This window comes from Rhizohabitans arisaemae, from assembly GCF_025996515.1.
Classification (GTDB): Bacteria; Actinomycetota; Actinomycetes; order Streptosporangiales; family Streptosporangiaceae; genus Rhizohabitans; species Rhizohabitans arisaemae.
Map to the genome: position 1 here is coordinate 212811 of NZ_BLRH01000029.1, position 21611 is coordinate 234421.

The 21611-nt window shown below is 68.9% G+C and carries 22 protein-coding genes; 3 read left to right on the forward strand and 19 right to left on the reverse strand.

The features are described from left to right. Window positions 1-15: 15 nt before the first annotated feature. Window positions 16-813 carry a TetR/AcrR family transcriptional regulator gene (locus tag RUR_RS12495; RefSeq protein WP_283135164.1) on the forward strand — a complete coding sequence of 266 codons (798 nt, stop codon included), beginning with the start codon at window positions 16-18 and terminating at the stop codon, window positions 811-813. 143 nt (window positions 814-956) lie between these two features. Here the strand turns inward: RUR_RS12495 and RUR_RS12500 are convergent, their stop codons facing one another. The 11 genes from RUR_RS12500 to RUR_RS12550 form a co-directional block, all read right to left on the reverse strand. Further along, window positions 957-1679: a GntR family transcriptional regulator gene (locus RUR_RS12500; protein ID WP_283135165.1), complete on the reverse strand. Its 723-nt coding sequence runs from the start codon at window positions 1677-1679 to the stop codon at window positions 957-959. 87 nt (window positions 1680-1766) lie between these two features. Continuing rightward, window positions 1767-2972 carry a dipeptidase gene (locus RUR_RS12505; RefSeq protein WP_283135166.1) on the reverse strand — a complete coding sequence of 402 codons (1206 nt, stop codon included), beginning with the start codon at window positions 2970-2972 and terminating at the stop codon, window positions 1767-1769. A gap of 49 nt (window positions 2973-3021) precedes the next feature. After that, window positions 3022-4032 carry an ABC transporter ATP-binding protein gene (locus RUR_RS12510; protein WP_283135167.1) on the reverse strand — a complete coding sequence of 337 codons (1011 nt, stop codon included), beginning with the start codon at window positions 4030-4032 and terminating at the stop codon, window positions 3022-3024. Beyond that, window positions 4019-5008: an ABC transporter ATP-binding protein gene (locus tag RUR_RS12515; protein WP_283135168.1), complete on the reverse strand. Its 990-nt coding sequence runs from the start codon at window positions 5006-5008 to the stop codon at window positions 4019-4021. Before RUR_RS12515 ends, RUR_RS12510 begins: the two co-directional genes overlap by 14 nt. Next, window positions 5005-5901: an alpha/beta fold hydrolase gene (locus RUR_RS12520; protein WP_283135169.1), complete on the reverse strand. Its 897-nt coding sequence runs from the start codon at window positions 5899-5901 to the stop codon at window positions 5005-5007. The genes RUR_RS12515 and RUR_RS12520 overlap by 4 nt, the downstream gene beginning before the upstream one ends. Next, complete coding sequence (locus RUR_RS12525; RefSeq protein ID WP_283135170.1) at window positions 5898-7073, reverse strand: M24 family metallopeptidase; 1176 nt, start codon at window positions 7071-7073, stop codon at window positions 5898-5900. Before RUR_RS12525 ends, RUR_RS12520 begins: the two co-directional genes overlap by 4 nt. 4 nt (window positions 7074-7077) lie before the next feature. Continuing rightward, on the reverse strand, window positions 7078-7950 hold the full coding sequence (locus RUR_RS12530; RefSeq protein ID WP_283135171.1) for an ABC transporter permease: 873 nt from the start codon (window positions 7948-7950) through the stop codon (window positions 7078-7080). After that, window positions 7947-8900 (reverse strand): ABC transporter permease, encoded by a 954-nt coding sequence (locus tag RUR_RS12535; protein ID WP_283135172.1) that lies wholly within the window; start codon window positions 8898-8900, stop codon window positions 7947-7949. Before RUR_RS12535 ends, RUR_RS12530 begins: the two co-directional genes overlap by 4 nt. 30 nt (window positions 8901-8930) lie before the next feature. Then, the gene (locus tag RUR_RS12540) at window positions 8931-10568 is read right to left on the reverse strand and encodes an ABC transporter substrate-binding protein (protein ID WP_283135173.1); all 1638 of its coding nucleotides are present in this window, start codon (window positions 10566-10568) and stop codon (window positions 8931-8933) included. Beyond that, window positions 10565-11767, reverse strand: a complete 1203-nt coding sequence (locus RUR_RS12545) for a dipeptidase (protein WP_283135174.1) — start codon at window positions 11765-11767, stop codon at window positions 10565-10567. Before RUR_RS12545 ends, RUR_RS12540 begins: the two co-directional genes overlap by 4 nt. Before the next feature lie 621 nt (window positions 11768-12388). After that, complete coding sequence (locus RUR_RS12550) at window positions 12389-12799, reverse strand: winged helix-turn-helix transcriptional regulator (RefSeq protein ID WP_283135175.1); 411 nt, start codon at window positions 12797-12799, stop codon at window positions 12389-12391. Window positions 12800-12861: 62 nt separating this feature from the next. Between RUR_RS12550 and RUR_RS12555 the strand changes: the two genes are divergently transcribed. Next, on the forward strand, window positions 12862-13728 hold the full coding sequence (locus tag RUR_RS12555; protein WP_283135176.1) for an SDR family NAD(P)-dependent oxidoreductase: 867 nt from the start codon (window positions 12862-12864) through the stop codon (window positions 13726-13728). A gap of 98 nt (window positions 13729-13826) precedes the next feature. On the opposite strand, the gene RUR_RS12560 is transcribed toward RUR_RS12555, so the two are convergent. Continuing rightward, window positions 13827-14357: a hypothetical protein gene (locus RUR_RS12560; RefSeq protein ID WP_283135177.1), complete on the reverse strand. Its 531-nt coding sequence runs from the start codon at window positions 14355-14357 to the stop codon at window positions 13827-13829. 160 nt (window positions 14358-14517) lie between these two features. Next, window positions 14518-15099 (reverse strand): TIGR03086 family metal-binding protein, encoded by a 582-nt coding sequence (locus RUR_RS12565; RefSeq protein ID WP_283135178.1) that lies wholly within the window; start codon window positions 15097-15099, stop codon window positions 14518-14520. Between the two features lie 211 nt (window positions 15100-15310). On the opposite strand from RUR_RS12565, the gene RUR_RS12570 reads away from it, so the two are divergent. Continuing rightward, window positions 15311-15487, forward strand: coding sequence for a hypothetical protein (locus tag RUR_RS12570; RefSeq protein ID WP_283135179.1), 177 nt, complete (start codon window positions 15311-15313; stop codon window positions 15485-15487). A 33-nt stretch (window positions 15488-15520) separates the two neighbouring features. Here RUR_RS12570 and RUR_RS12575 read toward each other — a convergent pair whose 3' ends face one another. The 6 genes from RUR_RS12575 to RUR_RS12600 form a co-directional block, all read right to left on the reverse strand. Further along, the gene (locus tag RUR_RS12575) at window positions 15521-16855 is read right to left on the reverse strand and encodes a M14 family zinc carboxypeptidase (RefSeq protein ID WP_283135180.1); all 1335 of its coding nucleotides are present in this window, start codon (window positions 16853-16855) and stop codon (window positions 15521-15523) included. A 201-nt stretch (window positions 16856-17056) separates the two neighbouring features. Further along, window positions 17057-17761: a VIT1/CCC1 transporter family protein gene (locus tag RUR_RS12580; protein WP_283135181.1), complete on the reverse strand. Its 705-nt coding sequence runs from the start codon at window positions 17759-17761 to the stop codon at window positions 17057-17059. A gap of 353 nt (window positions 17762-18114) precedes the next feature. Next, a complete protein-coding gene (locus RUR_RS12585; protein WP_283135182.1) occupies window positions 18115-18825 on the reverse strand; it encodes a type 1 glutamine amidotransferase in 711 nt (236 codons plus the stop codon). Beyond that, window positions 18822-19565 (reverse strand): amino acid ABC transporter ATP-binding protein, encoded by a 744-nt coding sequence (locus RUR_RS12590; RefSeq protein ID WP_283135183.1) that lies wholly within the window; start codon window positions 19563-19565, stop codon window positions 18822-18824. Before RUR_RS12590 ends, RUR_RS12585 begins: the two co-directional genes overlap by 4 nt. After that, window positions 19565-20644, reverse strand: coding sequence for an amino acid ABC transporter permease (locus RUR_RS12595; protein ID WP_283135184.1), 1080 nt, complete (start codon window positions 20642-20644; stop codon window positions 19565-19567). Before RUR_RS12595 ends, RUR_RS12590 begins: the two co-directional genes overlap by 1 nt. Further along, window positions 20641-21522 (reverse strand): ABC transporter substrate-binding protein, encoded by an 882-nt coding sequence (locus RUR_RS12600; RefSeq protein WP_283135185.1) that lies wholly within the window; start codon window positions 21520-21522, stop codon window positions 20641-20643. Before RUR_RS12600 ends, RUR_RS12595 begins: the two co-directional genes overlap by 4 nt. Window positions 21523-21611: the final 89 nt, after the last annotated feature.

Genomic DNA, 21611 nt, shown 5'->3' on the forward strand with positions numbered 1-21611 from the left:
GTACCTTGTACGCAAGTGGCACTGGGTACCATGTACGCAGCCATAGGGGGTGAGACGGTGACCGACGCCGAGTACGTGAGCATCTGGATGCGCCCCGAGCGTCCGGCCCGCGGCCCGAAGCCGGCCTACAGCCGCGCGCAGATCACCGAGGCCGCGATCCGGATCGCCGACGCCGAAGGGCTGGAGGCCGCCACCATGCGGCGGATCGCCGCCGAGATCGGCGCGGGCGCGATGTCCCTCTACCGCTACGTCCCGAGCCGCGACGACCTCATCGAACTCATCGCCGACCGGCTGCAGGGCGAGATCGACGTGGAAGGCATGCCCTCCGGCGACTGGCGCGCCGACCTCACACGCTACGCCCACGGGCTGCGGGCGATGTGGCTGCGGCACCCGTGGATCGTCACCGTGAACCGGTCGCTCCCCAGCTTCGGCCCCAACCAGCTGCTGCTGATCGAGCGAGTGGTGGGGGCCCTCGACGCCCACGTTCCCATCGACGAGAACCTCGCCCTCATGGGCATCCTGAACGGCTACGTCGAAAGCGCCGTCCGTGAGGAGATCAGCCTGGCCGAAGAGGTCCGCCGCAGCGGGGTCAGCGAACCGGAGTGGATGGCGCGGAGCTCCCCGCGCGTCCGGCAACTGCTGGCGAGCGGGGAGCACCCGATCTTCACCAAGGTCGTGATAGAGGCCCGCCAGCCGCACCTGAGCCGCGACGACCGGTTCCGCCACGGACTGGAGCGCGTTCTCGACTGCATCGCCGCGGCCCTCCCGGCACAGGCCGAGCCTCCGGTGGAGGCCGGCGAGCCGGACGTGTGAAGGGCCCGGCGCAGCCCGTACCCGGTCCGGATCGAAGGTGGGTACGGCCTGCGGCCGCCCGAGCGCGGGAGCGAGCCGGAGCGAGGGTTCAGCGCAGCCCGTACCGAGCCTGTGGTCTTGGTGGTGCCGTGGGGGCCACGGGGTCAGCGGGTGATGCGGATGCGGACGACGTCGGTGCGGTGGAGGCTGACGCTGTAGGCGAGGGGGACGTCGCCGTAACCGTAGACGGTCTGCAGGGTCCGGGCCAGCGGGAAGCCGGCCTGGACGCCGAGTGCTTCGGCGCCGTGGTCGGAGGCGAGGACGGCCTCCAGGTCGGTGGTGGCGCTGAGCGCCGGGTAGCGGGCGACGCGGCCGAGGAAGGTGAACAGGTCGGTTTCCACGTCGAGCATCGGATTCGGGTCCACGTCGTCGGTGCCGATCTTCAACGGGACGTGGTCCCGCATGTAGGAGGCGGGGACGCCGTCCACGTTGAAGAGCCGCTTGACCAGCCAGATCGGCTGCCGGGGTTCCAGCCCGAGGGCTTGCGCGGCGGGCGGCGGGGCGGGCACGGTGTCGCACGAGGCGGAGACCAGGTCGACGGTGTGCCCGGCCGCCTGGATCCGGTCCCGGAACGAAACGATCTTGGACATGCTGAGGGGCGCCTTGGTGCCGGCACTGGACACGAAGGTGCCGACCCCCCAGCGGCGGGTCACCGCGCCCTCCAGGGCGAGGGTGCCCAGGGCCTCGCGGACGGTGCCGCGGCTCACGTCCAGGGTGTCGGCGAGATCCTGTTCGGCGGGGAGCCGGTCGCCGGGCTGGAACTTCTCGTCGAGCAGCGTTCGCAGGCGGTGCAGGGTCGTCTGCACGGCGGTGTCGCGTCGGCCCATGGTCGCTCCTCGTAAGGTCAGTGAGACGCCGTCGGGGTGGCCACGGCCACCGGTGACCACCGGATCGGGGTTCCGGGCACGGCGCTGCTACCAAACATGATCGAGCACCCGCAGCGTGTTGCCGCCGATGACTTTGGCGATCTCGTCGTCGGAGTAGTCGTGCGTGACCAGCCAGCCGACGATGTTGGTGAAGTTCTCCGCCGGGTTCTCCAGCCCGTCCACGTAGGGGACGCGCGGGTGGTCCGGGGTGGCGTCGCGCTCGCGGTCGTGCGCGTAGTTGCCCGCGTAGGTGGTGTGCACGCCCACGTGGTCGCCGAACATGGTGTCGGGGCCGAAGGTGACGTGGTCGATGCCGACCAGGTCCACGCAGTAGACGAAGTGGTCCATGACCGACTCCAGCGAGTGCTCCCGGTGCGCGGGGGAGAGGGTGGTGTGCGGGGCCGCCTCCAGCCCGATCACCCCGCCGCGTTCGGCGCAGGCGCGGATGACCTCGTCCGGCTTCATCCGGTCGGTGGGCCAGACCGCGCGGGCCCCGGCGTGGGTGATGAACACCGGGACCTTGGAGTGCTCGATCACGTCCAGGCTGGTCCGGTCACCCGAGTGGGAGATGTCGATGGCCATGCCGAGCTTGTTCATCCGCTCGACCGCGCGCCGCCCGAAGTTGGTCAGCCCGGCGTCGCCCGGTTCGGAGAGGCCGGAGCCGAGCTGGTTGGCCTGGGAGTAGGCGATGCCGATCTGCCGCAGGCCGAAGCCGTACAGGATGTCCAGCCGGTCCAGCTCGTTCTCGATCATCGTGGCGCATTCGAGCCCGGCCACCAGCGCCATCCTGCCGTCCCGCTTGGCCGCGTGGATGTCGGCCACGGTGAGCGCGTGGAACACGTAGTCTTGCTTCGCCAGGTCGGCGAGGCGGAAGCCGAGAGCGTAGATCATGTCGCTCCACTTCCAGCCGTTCTCGCTGGTCACGCAGGACGCCCCGGCCATGAAGTTGTCGAACACGGCGGTCATGCCGGAACGGGCCAGCCCCTCGTAGCCCGTGCGCTGCCGACCGGTCCGGTTGTAGCGGCGCAGCTCGCCGATGTCCTCGGGGAGCACCACCGCGTGCTCGTGCAGCGAGATCGCGATGTTCTCGCGCAGGATCTTGGCCACCCGCTCGGACTGCTCGGCCGACAGTCCGCCGTCGTAGCCGGGCACCCGGCCGATCTGCTCGGCCAGCTTGAACTCGACGTAGTCGACGCCCGGTTCGAGATAGCCGTAAGCCTCATAGCCGCGATAGGCGGCGGACTGGGGCTGCATGGTAGAGATTCCTCCAGATATTTCGGTATATCGACGGTCAGCGGCCGGGTCAGGTTCCACGGGACGACGGGATGCCCTCGGGAAAGTGGCAGGCCACCTCGCTCGCCGGGGCGGATCCGATCCGCAGCAGCGGCTCGGTCTCGGCGCACAGGCTCTGCGCCTTCGGGCAGCGGGTGCGGAACCGGCAGCCCGACGGCGGGTCCACCGGGCTCGGCGGGTCGCCGGAGAGCAGGGTCCGCCGCCGCGTGTCCCGGCCGTCCGGCTCCGGGATCGGCACGGCTTCCAGCAGCGCCCGGGTGTACGGGTGCCCGGGCCGGTCGTACACGTCCCGCCGATCGCCCAGCTCCACCGCCTTGCCGAGGTACATCACCGCCACCCGGTCGGAGATGTGCCGGACCACCGACAGGTCGTGCGCGATGAACAGGTAGGACAGGCCGAGCTCCCGCTGCAGCCGCCGGAGCAGGTTGACCACCTGCGCCTGCACGGACACGTCCAGCGCGGAGACCGGCTCGTCGCAGACCACCACCTCCGGCTCCAGCGCGAGCGCGCGGGCGATCCCGATGCGCTGGCGCTGGCCGCCGGAGAACTGGAACGGATACCGGTCCAGGTGGTCGGGGTTCAGCCCGACCAGGTCCATCAGCTCCTTCACCCGGGGGAGGCGCTTCGGCCCGGGGAGCACGTCCCGGTGGATCTCGAACGGCTCGGTCAGCAGGTCCCGGACGGTCTTGCGGGGGTTGAGCGAGGTGTACGGGTCCTGCAGCACGATCTGCACCCGGCGGCGTAGCTTCCGCAGCGCGGAACCCGAGGCCCGGTGCACATCCGTCCCCCGGTAGCGCACGCTCCCCGAGGTCGGCTTGTCCAGCCCGACGACCGTCCGGGCCAGCGTCGACTTGCCGCACCCCGACTCGCCCACGATGCCGAGGGTCTCGCCCCGGCCCAGCGTGAACGACACCCCGTCCAGGGCCCGGACGTCACCGCTGTGTCGCTGGAGCAGACCTGTCCGGATCGGGAAATACCGAACCAGGGAGTCGACCTCCAGCACCGTCTCACGCTCTGCCATGGAACACCTCCTCCCTCCGGTGGCACGCGCTGCTCCGCCCCGCCGCGACCGCCGTCAACTCAGGACGTTGTACGGAGCACAGCTCGACCGCCACGTCGCAGCGTGGCTGGAAGGCACAACCCGGCGGCAGCCGTACCAGACTCGGGGGAGCGCCGGGGATCGCCCACAGCTCGTCGGCCTCCCGGTCCGGCCGGGGCATCGACCGGAGCAGGCCCTTGGTGTACGGGTGCGCCGCGCTCGCGAACAGCTCCTGCACGGTGCCGCGTTCCACGATCCGGCCCGCGTACATCACCGCCACATCGTCGGCGACCTCGGCCACCACGCCCAGGTCGTGGGTGATGAGTACCAGGCCCATCCCGTTCTCCCGCTGCAGGTCGGTGAGGAGCTCCATGATCTGCGCCTGCACGGTGACGTCCAGCGCGGTGGTGGGCTCGTCCGCGATGAGCACCCGCGGGTTCAGCGCGACCGCCAACGCGATCATGATCCGCTGGCGCATCCCGCCGGAGAACTGGTGCGGGTAGTCGTCCACCCGGCGGGCCGCGGCGGGGATCCGCACCCGCTCCATCAGCTCGATCGCCCGTTTGCGCGCGGCGGCCCGGGACATGCCGCGGCGTACCCGGAGCAACTCGCCGATCTGGTGGCCCACCGTGTACACCGGGTTGAGCGCGGAGAGCGCGTCCTGGAACACCATGGCGACGCCCTCGCCGTTGACCTGCCGCCGGACCTTCTCCTTGGCTTTGAGCAGATCCGTCCCGTCGAACACCACGCTTCCGGCGACGATCCGTCCCGGCGGGGTGTCCAGCAGGCCCATCACGGTCTGGGCGGTCACCGACTTGCCCGAGCCGGACTCACCGAGGACGGCGAGCGTCCGGCCCGGGTACACCTCCAGGTTGACGTCGCTCACCGCGCGGACCGTGTCCTCCCCGGTCGTGAACTCGACGGTGAGGTCCGCCACCCGCAGGATCGGCGCGGTCACGGCCGATCCGCTTCCGGGGGCAGCACGCCGGAGCGGGCCAGGAAGTCGCGGACGACGCTCTGGAACAGCTCGGGCTCCTCCAGCTGCGGGGAGTGGCCGGACTTCTCGAAGATCACCAGCTCGCCCGCGGGGATCAGATCGGCGATCTCCTGGGCTGCGGGCACCGGGGTACGCCAGTCGTGCCGTCCCACCACGACCAGCGCCGGGCAGGAGATCTCCGGCAGTCGGGGCGTGAGGTTGTACTTCGGCATGTTCTCCCCGAACGCCGCGTTGTGCGTCCGGTAGTGGTACGGCGTCTCGGCGACCCGCCGGGCCACCACCGCCGGATCGTAGTCGTGGTCGTACAGCGGGAGGATGCCCTGCCAGTACTCCCGGAACTGCTCGTTGCCCGTGAAGTTCCCGGTGCCGATCCGCTCGATGATCCACTCGGGGATGGTCACCCGGTCGGTGGTCCTGGCCCGCTCCACCGCGAGGTGGTCGTACTTGGTGTTCGCCGCGGTGTCCCGCAAAATCAGCGCGGAGACGTTCTCGGGGTGGGCCAGCGCGTACTCCATCGCGATGAAACCACCGTAGGAACCACCGGCCATGACGATCTTGCCGAGGTCGAAGTGCCTGCGCAGGGCCTCCACGTCGGCCACCCACTGGGCGTGCGTGTACGGCTCCGCGTCGCCCGACTCCCCGGACCCGCGGGCGTCGAAGACCAGCACCCGCATCCGGTCGGCGAACGGGCCGAACGACCGGCGTGGTTCGGCGCGGCTGCCCAGGCCGGGGGCGCCGTGATGCACGATCATCGCGGGCGCGCCCTCGGGGCCGGTGAGCTCCACGGCGAGCCGGTTGCCGTTGATCTCCACGAACACGGTGTCCACTCTGTTCTGCTCCCGTCTCGTCGTCACGGCGCGATCACGTTCTCGTCCAGGCCCCGCGGGTAGGCGGTGAGCCGCTCAGGTCCGTCCGCGGTCACCAGCACCGTGTCGGAGATGCGGTAGCCGCCGTGCCCCGGCACGTACACCCCGGGCTCGCTGGAGAGCAGCATCCCCGGCCGCAGGACCGTGTCGTCGCCGTCCTCCACCCACGGCGGCTCGTGGTTCTGCACGCCGATGCCGTGGCCCTGGCGGTGCCGGATGTGGCCGCCGAGCCCGTACCCGCGGATCACGTCCAGGCACTCCCGGTTGACCTCGGCGCAGGTCCGTCCGGCCCGCAGGCCCTCCGTGCCGACCCGCTGTGCCTCCTCGGCGACCGCGAAGTAGCGCCGCTGGTCGGCGCTGGGCTCGCCGATGACGAAGGTCCGCTCGCTCTCCACGAAGCGGCTGCCCACGGCGGCGCCCAGGGAGAGGATGACCGTGTCGCCGACCTCCAGCCTGCGCCGGCTGGGCAGGCCGTGCGGGTGGGCCGAGTTGGGCCCGGCGTAGACCAGGCCGCCGGCGAGCTTGGTGGTGTAGATGACGTGCTCGTACCGCTGGTACATCGCGTCCGAGCCGTAGTTGATCACGTGCCGGGCGATGTCGCCCTCGCTCGGTGGTTCCGTGCCGGAGCGCAGCGCGTCCTCGATCAGCTCGCGGCCCGCGGCCAGCATCTCATCGCAGATCCCGGCGGCCTGCCGGTGCCAGGCCAGCTCCTCGGGGTGCTTGGTCAGCCGGAGGTTCGACACGGCGGGACTGGTACGGAACTCCGTTCCCAGGAACACGCCGGTGAGTTTGCGGTGCGCGGCCAGGGTGAGCCCGCCCGAGACGCCGATTCGGTTCGCGGGCAGGCCGCGCCGCCGTACCTCCCGGGCCAGCACCTGCTCGGCCGGGTCCACCCCGGGGTACTCGGCGTAGACCGCGATGTCGGCCGTGATCCGCTGAAGCTCGGCGTACTCCTGGTCGAGCTGCGGCACCAGGCAGAACGGCTCGCCCTCGCGGGGAAACCACAGGTAGACCGGCCGCTCGGTGACGGCGTAGAAGAAGCCCACCAGGTAGGCCACGTCGGCGGGCGCCGTGGCGAGGAAGCCGTCCAGGCCCTGCTCGTCGAGGGCGGTCCGGAGGGCGGAGTGGACGTCGGCGTAGTAGCCGGGGGAGAGGCGCATCGGGTCACCGGTCCTTCAGCCGCGGGTCGCGCGAGTCGTTGAATCGCACTCCGGCGACGGTCGCCGAGAGCACGAGCAGCAGGATGGCCAGCGAGGGGAAGAGCGTCTGCCACCACGCGGTGGAGATCACGCCGCTGCGCTGGGCGTTGAGCATGATCCGCCCCCAGGACCACGAGTCGGGGTCGCCGAGCCCGAGGAAGCTCAGGCCCGCCTCGGAGATGACCGCTTTGGCTGCGGTGAGCAGCACGCTGACCACGATCAGCGGCACCACGGCCGGGAGCACATCCCGGGTGACGATCCGCCAGCCGGTCGCGCCGAGCGCGCGGGCGCCGTCGATGTACGGCATCGCGACCACGACCATGCCGTTGGAACGGATCAGCCGGGTGACCTCGGGCCAGGAGAAGAGCCCGATGACGAACGTCAGGGTGGTGACGCTCGGGCCGACCATCGCGGTCACAATGATCATGAGGGGGAGCAGCGGGAGCGAGAGCATCAGGTCGGTCACCATGGTCACCCAGGTGTCGGCCCGCTTGACGTATGCGCCGAGCAGGCCCAGGGCCGTACCGATCACGATCGCGATGGCCGAGGCGGCCACCCCGACGGTCAGGCTGATCCGGGTCCCCCAGATCACCTGGGCGAGCACGTCCTGGCCGAGGTCGTCGGTGCCGAACCAGTGCTCGGCCGACGGCGGCTGCAGGATGTCGGTGCCGAGCCCGCCCGGCTTGTCCACGAAGAGCGGCCCGATCAGGCCGGTCAGCGCGAACACCACCAGCGCCGCCAGCGACAGCGCGCCGCTGGGCTTGGCGACGAAACGCTTGAGGCTGCTCATCGGCGACGGCTTGACGGCGGCCGCCGGGGTCTCGGTGGGCGCGCTCATGTACGGATCCTCGGGTTGAGCAGCATGCTGAGCACGTCGGTGATCAGGTTCGCGACGACGACGGTGATCGCGAGCATGATGAACGCTCCTTGGAGCAGCGGATAGTCGAGTTGGCCGACGGCCTCGTAGATGAGCCGTCCGACGCCGGGGTAGGCGAACACGGTCTCGGTGAGCACCGCCCCGCCGACGAGCGTGCCGAGCTGGAGGCCCATCAGGGTCAGCGCGGGCAGGATCGCGTTGCGCAGCGCGTGCCGCCACAGGGTGCGCTGCGGGGACAGGCCTCGGCCGCGGGCGCTCTTGATGTAGTCCTCGCCGAGGACCTCCAGCATGTTCGTCCGCAGGGTGAGGGCGTACGGGCCGAGCTGGACGATCACCAGGCTGAACAGCGGCAACGCCAAATGATGAAAAAGGCTGAAATATGCGGCCAGGCCCCGGGTGTCGGGGTCGATGGCGCCGCCGATCGGGAACCAGCCGAGCATCGAGCCCGCCACCACCAGCAGCAGGATCGCGATGCTCGGGACGAAGAGCGCGTGCCCCGTGATGCCGAACATCTGCACGATCCGGTCGACGCGCTTGCCGCGGTGGGCCGCCGCGTACACCCCGAGCGGGATGCCCAGCAGAATCGTCAGCACGAACGCCGACCCGGCCAGCAGCAACGTCCACGGCAGCCGGGACAGGATGATCTCCGTCACCGGCTGGAGCTGCCGGAACGACGTGCCGAGGTTCCCCTGTACCAGCTCGACCAGGTACAGCCAGTACTGCGTGAGCATGGGCTTGTCCAGCCCGTACTGCTCACGCAGCGCCTGCTGCATCTCGGGGGTCATGTCCCCCTCGACGACCAGAAGGGTGGGGTCACCAGGCAGCAGTCGCAGCAGGAAGAACGTCACGGTGATCGCGATCCAGATGGTCAGGATCGCACGCATCGATCTCCTGACGATGAACTCGACCATGAAGTAACCCCGCCTCCTCTCCTAAGCCGGTTAGCCGACCGGCTTGACCTGGGCCAGCGAGTAGCCGGTCACCATGCCGAGCAGGTCGCTCGGGGACGGGGCGAAGCCGGTGAACTTACCGGCGTTGTAGGCGAAGCGGATCTTCTCCACGTACAGCGGGGTGAGCAGCGCCTGGTCGTGCACGTAGGCGTCGATCTCCTTGATCTTCGTCTTGAACTGCTCGGGGTCGGTGGTGCCCGCCGTGTCGTTGATGAGCTTGTCGAGCTTGTCGTCCTTGACCAGGTTGTAGTTGATGCCACCCGGGTTGCTGGACAGGTACGTGCTGCGCAGCTGGTCCATCGGGTTGTCGAAGACCGCCCACTGCGAGACGTCGATGTCGTAGTCGCCGCTCTTGGTCCGGCTGAGGAAGGTGTTCCGCTCCACGCACGCGGCGGTGAGCTTGATGCCCGCCTTGGCCGCTTCCTCCCGGACCACCTGGGCCACCCGGGTCAGGTTCGGGTTGCTCTGGTCGCAGACCATCTCCAGGTCCAGGTCGTCCAGCATGCCGTCGCCGTTCTTGTCGGCGTAGCCCGAGTCCTCAAGCAGCTTGCGGGCCCCGGCCGGGTCGAACGGGTACGCCTTCAGCTCGGTGTTGTCGTAGTCGGTGAAGGTGGGGGAGATCGGGCCGACCATCGGCTGGGCCTCGCCCTGCAGGACCGTCTTGATGATGGAGTCGGTGTTCACCACCATGGACAGCGCCCGCCGTACCTCCGGCTTGGCCAGGTGCTTGTTGGTGACGTTGTAGGTGATGTGGGCGAAGCCGAGCGAGCCCACCTCCTGCAGCTTGATCTTGGAGTCGTTGGCGAAGGAGGACACCGCGGAAGCCGGCACCGGGGTGCCCATCAGGTCGATGTCGCCGTTGCGCAGTGCCAGCTGCATCGTGTTGACGTCGGGGTAGACCCGGTACTCGACGGTCTCGACCTTGGCGCCGCCCGCGGGGGCGTGCGGGTACTTGTCGTTCCGCTTCATCACGTAGCGCTGGCCCGGGGTCGCGCTCTCCAGGATGTACGCGCCCGCGCCCACCCAGCCGGAGTCGTTGGCGAACTTGGAGATGTCGCCCGCCTTCTCGAAGACGTGCTTGGGCACGACCGCCATCCAGAAGCCGACACCCTCGGCGAACGGCGCGTACGCCTGGCTGAGGTTGAAGGCGACCGTCTTGGCGTCCGGGGTCTCGATGCTCTCCACCCAGGTGAGCTTCGCGGCCACGTTGCCCAGCTTGTACTTCATGATCGTCTCAGCCGAGTACTTCACGTCGGCCGAGGTCACCGGGGTTCCGTCGCTCCACACGAAGTCCTCGCGCAGGGTGAACACGGCCCGCTTGCCGTCGTTCTCGTAGGTGTAGCCGGTGGCGAGGTCCGGCACCTTCTTGGCGTCGCCGTCGATCCGCAGCAGATGCGGATACATCGCGTTGAGGATCCAGCTGTCGGTCTTGCTCAGCGACTGCAGCGGGTTGAAGTTCGCCACGTCGGTCGTGGTGCCGATGCGCAGCGTCGTGGATCCGCCGCCACCCCCGGACGCCCCCGAGTCGCCGTTGCCCTCGTTGAGGCCGCAGCCCGCCAGCAGGGCCGCGACCGCGGTGGCCACCACGGCGCCCCTCAGGTGACGGGGACGGAAGTTTCGGCTGTTCACCAGGCCTCCTCAAGTACGCGCAGGATGTTCCCGCCGATGACTTTGCTGATCTCTTCGTCGCTGTAGCCGCGCTTGACCAGCCAGCCGACGATGTTGGTGAAGTTCTCCGCCGGGTTCTCCATGCCGGCGACGTAGGGCACCCGCTCGTGCGGAACGTGCCCGTGCGCCTGGCCGATGGAGAGGTGGCCGGTGAAGGAGTCGTGCAGTCCGACGTGGTCCCCGAAGTTGGTGTCCGGACCGAACGCCACGTGGTCGATGCCGACCAGGTCGACGCAGTGGACGAAGTGGTCCATGACCGAGTCCAGCGAGTGGTGGGGGTGCGCCTCGGAGAGCGTCGTGTGCGGCGCGGCCTCCAGCCCGATCACTCCACCGCGCTCGGCGCAGGCCCGGATGACCTCGTCCGGCTTCATCCGGTTGGTCGGCCAGACCGTACGGGAGCCCGCGTGGGTGATGAACACCGGGACCGAGGAGTGCTCGATCACGTCCAGGCTGGTCCGGTCACCCGAGTGGGAGATGTCGATGGCCATGCCGAGCTTGTTCATCCGCTCGACCGCGCGCCGCCCGAAGTTGGTGAGGCCCGCGTCGCCCGGCTCGGCCAGGCCGGAGCCCAGCTGGTTGGCCATCGAGTACGCGATGCCGATCTGCCGGACCCCGAAGCCGTACAGGATGTCCAGCCGATCCAGCTCGTTCTCGATCATCGTCGCGGCTTCCAGCCCGGCCACCAGCGCCAGCTGCCCGTTCGCCTTGGCCGCGTGGATCTCGGCCACGGTCTTGACCAGGACCACGAAGTCCTGCTTGGCCATGTCGGCGAAGCGCAGGCCGAGGTCATAGATGACGTCGTCCCACTTCCAGCCGTGCTCGCTGGTGACGCAGTTGGTGCCGTTCATGAAGTTGTCGAACAGCGCCGTCATGCCCGAGCGGGCCAGGCCCTCGTACCCGAGTGCGTTCCGGCCGGTCCGGTTGTAGTCACGGAGCAGCGACACGTCCGCGGTGAGCACCTTGGGGTGCTCGTGCAGCGAGATCGCCATGTGCTCGGTCAGGATCCGGCTCACCCGTGCGGCCTGCTCCTCCGACAGCCCCAGGTCGTACGCGGGAACCCGGTCGATCTCGGGGGCCAGCTCGAAGACCTTGTAGTCGACGTGTGGCTCCAGATAGTCAAACGACCTGTACCCGCGGTAACGGGGATTGGGGGGCTGCATAGACCGCTCCTAGAGGTTGGACCTTATACGTCAGAGGTTGAATCTCTCATTCGGCACGAGGATCCTACAAGTCCGGTTTCTGCTGGTTTGGTCACGTTCTGATTACAAGGGCTCTGGTATCGATCCCCTTACCACGAGTGGTTTTCGCTGTTGAAACGGGGGTTCGATAGAGAGGTGCCCGTCTTGTCGACCACGATCGGTGACAACGGCGAAACCGGATCGTCATGGTTCGCAGGCCCGGCGAGAGGTTCAACCACTACAACGCTGCCCGGGCGAACCGCGATTGTTCCCCACATTCGGTATGGCGTCCGCGGCGAACCTCACGGAAGCCCGTCGAGTCGCAGCCCAGTGACGATTCTCACGAGACTGCTCACGCTCACCCGCCCGTGAACCGCCCACGACGGCCAGACCCGGGTCCGGTACGGGCTACGCTGCCTCTGAAGGGAGCCGGTAAGGCTTCGGGGCAGCCCGCCGAAGGCGATACAGAGCACAGCTCAAGCCGCAGGCCGTTGGGACACAGCCCAGGCCGACTGCGGCCGTACCGGATATCACTTAAGCCGCAGGCCGTACCCGCACCGGATCAAGCACCTATGGCTTGGTATGCAAACCGCGATCACAGGATCAGGCGCTTTTGGCCCGCTGGGAGCGGGCTTCGCTGATTTCGGCCCCGTGGCGTACCGCCCAGTCGGCCAGGGCCGACAGGGGTTCCAGCAAGGTCTGGCCGAGGGGGGTCAGGCTGTACTCGACGCTGGGGGGCACGGTGGGGAGTACCTCGCGTCGTACCAGGCCGTCGGCTTCCAGCGCGCGGACCGTACGGGTCAGCATGCGCTGGCTGATGCCGGCGATCGCGCGGTGCAGTTCGTTGTACCGGTGGGGACGGCTGCCGAGCAGGATCAGGACCAGCATGCTCCATTTGTCACCCAGGCGGCGGAACAAGTCCCCGACCGGGCACGCGTCGAGGTCGTCGACGGGCACCGGACGAGGCAAGTCGAAAGCGAGCACCGAGGGAACACCGGTGTGCGTATCGGACATGAAACTGCCTTCTTTCGCCTATGACGCGGCAGTCCGAGGATGGACACGCCGATTGTCAGCCTATGGAGGACGCGTTGCCAGGCCAAAGAAAGAAAACAGTGATCATAAGTGGGGGGACCGACGGGATGGGGCGGGCGACCGCCCTGGAACGGCTGGCGAGGGGCGACCGCGTCACTGTGATCGGCAGCAGTGAGGCCAAGGGGCGCGCACTACTCAGCCAGGCCGGGAATCCGAACCTGCGGTTCCTGCGGGCGGACCTGTCCTCGATCGCCGAGGTAGAGCGGGTCGTCGCCGACATCGTCGAGCACCACGACGCCGTCGACGCACTGGCCTTGTTCGCCAATCGGGTGAACCCCAAGCGCATCGAGACGGTGGACGGGCTGGAGTCCAGCTTCGCCCTGTACTACCTGAGCCGCTATCTGCTGGGTTCGCTGTTGAGTCCGCTGCTGAACGCCGCTCCCGCTCCGGTTGTCATCAACATCGCCGGAGTCGGCAACACCGCGGGCGGGATCATTTGGGAGGACGTCCAGCTGACGCGCAAGTACGGCCAGGTGCGCGCCCAACTCCAGGGCGGACGGGCGAACGACCTGCTGGGCGTCGCTTTCGCCGCGCAGGCCGAGAACAAGGCGCGCTATGTTCTCTATCACCCCGGTTTCACGCGCAGCGGGGTCGACGGCTATCCGAATCCGGTGATCCGCAGGGTGCTCAAGCTGCTCGCGGCCGTCTTCGCGCGCCCGGTTCCCGACGCGGTCCGGCCGATCGTCGAGTGGATCGATCATCCGCCGCCCGACCCGCTTTCGGCGATTGACCGGGGCAAGCCGGTCGACAAGTCCCTGAAAACCCTCAACCGTGCCGATGCCATGCGTCTGGCCGCCTATACCGAGGACCTTCTTCACCGTCTCCGCCGGCCGGGCTCACCGGATCGCTGACAACCCCCGGCGTCTCGGGGATGATCCGGGAGGCGTGGCGACGAGGATGAGTTCCGTGCACGGTCGGCGGGTGCGCCCGCCGGAGGATGGCGAGTCGGTCACGAGTCGTCGAGGGAGAGCCGCTCGCGGGTGCGGTTGACGGCCGTGGCGATCGCCAGGGGAATGGCGAGCAGGCCTAGAACCACTATCTCGGTTGTCCTGACTCCCAGGTCGTCCTGGCAAGCCCTGGGCATGTCATCAACGAACGGGAGCACTGTCGAGATAGGCGTGCATGTCCAGCTGTCTATGTCGCTCCACCCGAGCGGCCACAAGGTTCTTGCCAGGATTACCGCAAAGAGCAGGACCAGCCAGTGCTGCGCTTCGGATGACACCAGTTCGAAGTCGCGGCGGCGGCGCCATTGACCGTAGGCCCAGAAGTAGGCTGCCAGCGCGAGCAAGACCAAGATCGTGTATTTGCGCGGGGCCAGATCGTACTCGTCCTCTTCAAGCACTATCCGGAGGTAGACGCCCGCCATGGCCATCGTCAGGAAAGCGGCGGTGAACCACCAGGCGCGATGCCAGGGGAGGCTCCACCGGCCGATCCGCACCCGGCCGCGCGATTCCTCCCTTTCGGCGTTGTCGTCACTCATGGTTCAGGAGCATGGCCTGCCCTACTTGTAAACGGGTTGGAGCCGGATGGCTTCAGGGCTATCGCGGATGATCATTCGCTATCCGGCGTCCTCGCTGCGTTCCGTGATGGGCTCTTACGGCTTTGAGGTGGAGCCGCCGAAGGCCGTACCGGAGTATCCGTCAGGGGGTCCAGTGGGGGTCGCGGCCGAGGAGGCCCAGGATGCGCTCCTGGAGGGGAGCGTCTTCGGGGACTTTGACCTCGGGGCCGAGGACGACGATGCCGGGGCCGAAATGTCCGGGGATGCGCATCTCGTCGGGGATCTGCTGGGCGGTCGGCCACATTCTTTCGAGTTCGGCTGGGTCGATCGTGTCGTCCTGGCCGGTGGCCCGGGCGAGATCCCAGCCGTGCAGCACCATGTCCTCGCTGACCACCCGGTCGATGTGCTCTTCCACGGAGACCCGGCCACCGGGGGTGTCCACCATGCTCGCGGCGGTGTCCGGGTCGGCGAGCAGGGCTTCGACGTCGGCTCGGGCCGAGGTGAAGGCGGCCACGGGGTTCTCGGCGGCGGACGGAGCCGGACTCAGCGCCCTGCCCAGAGGGTGGAGCATCGCCCCGTGCATGTCGACGATGTGGCCGACCACGTCCGCCGCGGTCCATTCCTCGCACGGGGACGGGTTGGACCACCGGCCGGGCTCGACAGCGGTGATCTTGGCCGCGAACACGTCGGCGCGTTTCCGATAGCGGTCCGCGATCTCACTCATGGCATACCTCTTCCGGCTCGATGTGCCAGGGAAAGCTATCGGACGCCTACGACAGAATCCGTTCGGCGGGAAGCCGGCTGATCCGTACCCCTGAGTGGCGGCCTGCGGTGGGCCGCGACATCCGGTACGGCGCTGGGCGGGCCGAGGCCGGGGTTGACCAGGATGTCGTGGTACGGCGAGCGCAGGCTGCGGGCCTGAGGCGTCCGATCGCATGCTCGGCCACCCGGTGAACCTCTTCGCGGCGGATCGGGCGGAGCCGTTCACCGCGGAGCCGGTGAAAGAAGTACGGCCGCCGCCCGCGGTGGTCGCCTTCGGGCCGATCCCCGATCGGGTGGCGGGCGAGGCCCGGCTCAGCCGGGACAGGCCCGCCGAAACATCGACCGGGTGATCGCCGGGTTCGTCGGCGACGGCGGAACGGATGTCAGGCGCGTCGGGCACCGGCCAGGATGGCCCCGTACTGGATGGCGACGAGGTGGCGGATCGGGATGATCTCGTCGCCGCTGCCCGTTTCCGCCTCGTCGCACCACCGGGTGTAGACCTCGTCGAGCGCTCGTGCATGCGCTCTGATCGCGGGGGTGCCGTTCCCGATGGCCAGCTCGCCGTTGAGCGCGCGCAGCAGGATGCCGCCGAAGCGCAGCCGGAAGCTGTCCAGGTTGCTGCGGAGCGAGAACACCTCGGCGACGGTGGCGGGCCGGTCGTTCTCCTCGGCTTTGGCCCGCCGTTCGTCGAGGTCGGCAAGGCCCGCGAACATGGGGATGAAGGAGCGGCTGGCCCGGACGAAGGGTGAGTCCGTCACCAGGTCGCGCGAGACCCCGGCCAGGGTGCGGTCGAGGATCTCGTGGGTGGCGCGGGTCTCCGCGGCCTGGGCCAGGAGTACGTCGCGGTAGCTGCGCTCGACGGGGGTGGGGTCGTCGGCCGCGGCGTTGGACCAGTAGGGCAGTTCGGCGACCACGCTCAGCGTGCCGTACTTCTTGATGTAGGAGTCGCTGGCCGCGCCGGTGATGTGCTCGGCGGGGTCTTGGCCTAGGGATTCCAGGTAGTCGTAGGCGTCCTGCATGTCGGGCATGAGGTAGATCGCCTCCTCCAGGAGCTTGACCGAGGGGTGCTCGGCCTCACCCGTGTGCAGGGGGATGCCGTATCGGGCGGGCAGCGCCTTGAGCTCGGCCTGGAGTGCGGGCTCGGCCCGGTTGAGGTAGTAGAAGACACCGCCGGCCTCCCCGTTGTGCAGGGTGGTGAAGAAGGCGGGCTTGGTCTCGTCGATCAGGCGCATCAGGGCGAGCGTCTCGGGGATGACCCGGTCGAAGTACGCCTTCTTATAGCTGAACGGGAAGGTCCACTCGACTTGCTCCGTACCGGCGGGCCGATAGAAATGCCGACCGTAGTGGGATTTGGTGAACGGACCCGCGAACCAGCCCTCGTTGAGCCGGGTTCCGTCCGGGTCGAGACAGCCCACGATATGCCAGGTGTAGCCGGTGGACTCGCGGAACGCGCGGTCTTCGCAGAGCCGACCGGCCAGGTGCGTCACGGTGAGGCCGCCGATGGGCTCGTTGGGGTGCGGTCCGGCTGCGACGATCGCATGCCGCGGGCCGTCCCCGACGGTCAGGCAGAGCATCGGGTCGCCCAGGCGGGAGGTGCCGATCCGGCGCAGCGTCGCCGTCCCGGGGTGGGACGCCGAGAGCGCGGTCAACCGTTCGTGAACTTCGTCGACTGTGGCGAAGCGGGTGTACTCGGGTACGGAATCCAGTTCGTCGATCACACTTCAGTCTGCGTGAGAACGGAACGTGATCGCATCGTCGCCGATCCCAATTGTCCGGTCGACCCTTGGTTGGATTCCCAGCTTGTGGCACTCCTTCGCGCTCCATGCCGACGAAGGGGCTCACAGCCGTTATCGATTTGATGCCCGATGGGTCGACCGGCGCCACACCAGCCGTCGAGGTTTCCTCTCCGGCTGCCGGGCTCAGGTGAGCGCGGCGCCCACCAGCGCTCCGATCCCATACGTGACCACCGCCGCCGCGGCACCCAGGATGAGCTGGCGGGCCCCGCCGAACAGCGGCGACCTGGTGGTGAGCTTCGCCACCATCGCCCCCGTGACGAACAGTGCGACCCCGGTCAGCACCACTGCGATCAGCAGCGAGGAGAAGCCGAAGAGGAACGGCAGCACCGGAATGAGCGCCCCCACCGCGAACGCCGCGAACGACGATCCCGCGGCCGTCCAGGGCGAGGGCAGATCGTCGGGGTCGACGCCCAGCTCCTCGCGGGCGTGCACCCGCCACGCCACCTCCTCGTCGTGGTGCAGCTGGTCGGCGACCTGTTTGGCCAGTTCGGGGGTGAGGCCACGTGCTTCGTAGACGAGGGCGAGCTCGCGCTTCTCGGCCTGCGGGTTGCGGCGGATCTCCCTTCGCTCGATTTCGATCTCCGCCTGGGTGAGTTCCCGCTGGGAGGCGACCGAGGTGTATTCGCCGGTCGCCATCGAGAACGCCCCGGCCGCGAGCCCGGCCAGGCCGGTCACCGCGGCGACCGTCGTGGACGCTCCCGCGCCCACGACGCCGGCGAGCAGCGCGGCGTTGGAGACCAGGCCGTCCATCACTCCGAACACGGCGGGGCGCAGCCAGCCGCCGGTCACGTCACGGTGGTGGTTGTGCAGCTCGGCTGCCGCTGTCATCCGCTCTCTCCTGACGTCCACGATGACGCTGATCGGGCGGCGTCCCGCAGTCCGGCACCGTCACGACGGAGGCGGAGGCGGGCCCCGGGCATGGAGGGGCCGGGCGCCACCAGGACGGTGACGGCGGCTTTCCCACCGTCACCGACGATGAAGTCATACCAGAACTTAATAAAACACTTCAAAAGCCTCATCTGGTCATGACACTGACCACTTCTTGATCCTTCACGCACTTCCGCCGGAACCACACCTACGCACAGGTCCAGGAGTTTCGGAAACGGCCGCGCGAGGGGCAGACCGGGCGCCCCCGGACAGCCGTGACGACTCACCCCCGAGGTCACGGGTGGGCACGGAGGCTAGATCCCGGCCCCGCGGACGATGCCGATCCAGCGGTCCGTCACCTCGCCCCAGAGGACTCGGAGCGCGGGCTCGGCCGCCCCGATGCGGTCGAGCATGGCCGGCACGTCGACCCCCAGCCGGGCGAGTTCGCCGGACTCGTCCCGTGCCCACACCCGGGCCGCGCCGGACAGGACCTCGGGGTGGAACTGGAGGCCCCACGCCACCGGGCCAAGCCGGAACGCCTGGTGCGGGAAGTCCGCGTCCCACAGGAGGGGAACCGCCCCCGGAGGCAGCGTGACGATCTCATCCCAGTGCCACTGGACCGCCTGTCCGTCCTCGGGGAATCCGCGGAAGAGCGGGTCGTCGGCGGCGGCGGGGTATGCGCGCACGCCGTACAGGCCGACCTGGGGACGCGCGGCGACCGCGACCGCACCGCCGCAGGCCGCGGCGAGGAGCTGCCCGCCCAAGCAGACGCCGAGGGTGGGGATCCGATCCCGTACGGCTTCGCGGAGAAGCTCCTTGACGCGGGGCAGCCAGGGTGCCGTGTCGTGGTCGTCGGCGCCGGGGGTGCCGCCCAGCACCAGCAGCCCGCGGTGTCCGGCCAGGGACGCGGGCAGCTCGTCGCCGCGGTAGGGGTGGCGCAGGTCCAGGGTGATCCCGGCCGCTTGGACGCGTTCGCCGACCAGTCCGGGGTCGGTGCCGTGCTCGTGCTGGATCGCCAGGATCACAGCCGGCCTGCCGCGATGATCGATTTCAGGAACATCCGGGTGCGCTCCTCGGCGGGTTCGGTGAAGATCTGCTCCGGCGGGCCCATCTCCAGCAGGCTGCCCTGGTGGAGGAAGCAGACCGTGTCGGCCACCTCGCGGGCGAAGCCCATCTCGTGCGTGGCGAGCAGCATGGTCATGCCCTCGGCGGCGAGCTGCCGGACGATGCCGAGCACCTCGGCGACGAGCTCGGGGTCGAGCGCCGCGGTGATCTCGTCGAGCAGCAGGACCCGGGGCTCCATGGCGAGGGTTCGTACGATCGCGACCCGCTGCTGCTGGCCGCCGGAGAGCCGGTCGGGGAAGGCCTTGGCCTTGTCCGCCAGGCCGACCCGTTCGAGCAGCGCCGTCGCCTTCGCCGTGGCCTGTTCCCGGGAGAGGCCGCCGAGGCGGATGGGAGCGAGCGTGACATTGTCGATCACGTTCATATGCGGGAACAGATTGTAGCTTTGGAAGACCATTCCGACATCGCGCCGGAGCAGGTTGACGTCCACCCCGGCCCCGGACACGACTTCGCCGTCGAGCCCGATCTGCCCGGCGTCGATCGTCTCCAGCGCGTTGATGCAGCGCAGCAGGGTCGACTTGCCGCTCCCCGAGGCGCCGATAAGACAGATCACCTGGTGCCGCTCGACGGCCAGGTCGATGCCGCGCAGCACCTCGTGGTCGCCGTAGCTCTTCCGCAGGCCGCTGATCTCCAGGAATGCCATCACGCCCCCCGGGCCTTGTCGCGTGCGATCAGGCGGTCGACGAGCCGGGCCTGCGGAATCGTGATCAGGATGAACAGGGCCGCGACGACGGTGACCGAGGACAGGTTGAAGTGGTTGGAGGAAAAGATCTTCGCCTGGTTGAAGGCGTCGATCGTGCCGATCACGTTGACCAGGGCGGTGTCCTTCTGCAGGCTGATGAAGTCGTTGAGCAGCGGGGGGATGACCCGCTTGGTCGCCTGGGGCACGACCACGTGCCGCATCGTCGCCAGGTGGGAGAAGCCCAGCGAGCGCGAGGCCGAGACCTGGCTGGGATGCACACTCTCGATGCCGGAGCGGAACACCTCGGCCACGTAGGCGCCGTAGACGATGGTCAGGGCGAGGATGGCGTACCAGGTCTGGCTGAGGCCGGACAGGATCGGCACCTCGGCGATCGGCAGTCCGAACCCGATCAGGTAGATCACGATGATCGCCGGTACGGCCCGGATGACGTCGATGTAGACGATCGCCAGCGCCCGGATGGGCCGCCCCACCCGGCCGGGGGCGAGCCGGGCCAAGGCCAGGACCAGCCCCCAGACCAGCACAAGCGCTTGGGCGACGACGGCGATGAACAGGTTCGTGCCGAACGCCCGGACGATGTCGAGGGCGCTTGTCGCGATCAGCTCGCTCTGCAGGAACGTCCGCTGCACCGCGGCGTCGTTGGCGAGCACGAAGACGAGCAGGGCGAGCGCGCACAGGACGGCGAAGGCCAGGCCGGAGGCGGTCCACGCGGATTCGCGGGCCCGGGCCGCCAAAGCCCGTCGTTCCACCGGGTCGGCGGAGGCGGCGCAGCGGCCGGAACTCCGCCAGGCGTCCAGGGCGGGACGGTAGACCAGGAGTACGGCCGCCGCCCCCGCGAGGGCCGCACCGCCCAGCACCCATCTCCAGCCACCCGCCGCCGCCTCGAAGACGGTGGCGGTGACCGCCCAGGTGTCGGCCGTGGCGATCGTCGCCGCGGCGAGACCGATGAGGGCGGGGCCCCGGCCTGGGGTGGGTACGGGCTGCGCCGTCGCCCTCGGGGCGGCCTGCGCGGTCTCCGTCACCGCGTGGTCCAGAGCGGGATCCGGGCCGGGTCACCGCCGAACGCCTTGGACAGGTAGGTCGCGGAAAGCCGGTCGAAGGTCCCGTCGGCCTTCATCTGATCGATGATCTTGTTCAAGGTCTCGGCGTTCGGGGAGTCCTTGGGGTAGAGGGCGCCGTAGGACTCACCGGTGTCGTACTGGCCCACCACCTCCAACAGGCCGTTCGACTTGACGGCGGAGCCCAGCATGATCGCCACGTCCTGGAAGGCGGCGTCGATCTGCCCGGCCTGCAGGGCCGCGCTCATCTCGGGGTCGCCGGTGAAGACCTTGGGCTGCTGCTCCGGCTTGAGGGTGTTCATCACCCAGAGCGCCCCCGCGGTGCCCTGCTTGACGCCGAGCCGGAGCGTCCGGATGTTCTGGGCGGTGACGTCCGCGCCCTTCTTCGCCATCACCCCGATGTTGGAGGCGAAGTACGGCGTGGAGAAGTTGACGACCTGCTTGCGCTCGTCCGTGATGGAGATCTCGGCGAGGGCGAGGTCGAAGTTCTGGGTCCGGCCGGAGACGAGGGCGTCGAAGGGCGTGTTCTCGATCGCGAGCTTGGACAGCCCCGCGCGGTGGGCGATGGTGGCGGCCATGCAGTACTCGAAACCGTCCTTGATGGCCGCGACGGTGTCGCCGTTCCACCACCCGGGGGAGGGCAGGTCGCCTTGGACGCTGAGCGTGTCCGCGACGACGGGCTTGAGGGTGAACTCGCCCCGCTTCCCGGTGACCTCGCAGCCGCCGTACGAGCCGCCGCTCGCCTCGACCGTGCCGGCCGAGGTGGACGATCCGCCGCACCCGGCGGTGAGCAGCAGTGCCAGCAGGCCGGCGACGGCGATGCTGGAGCGTTTAATGACCATTGACGGCATCTCTCCTGGTTGGGGCGTTGATGCACTTTTGCAAAAACGTTTTGGCCACGTCAAGAGTTTTGCCAAAACGTTTTCTCTCC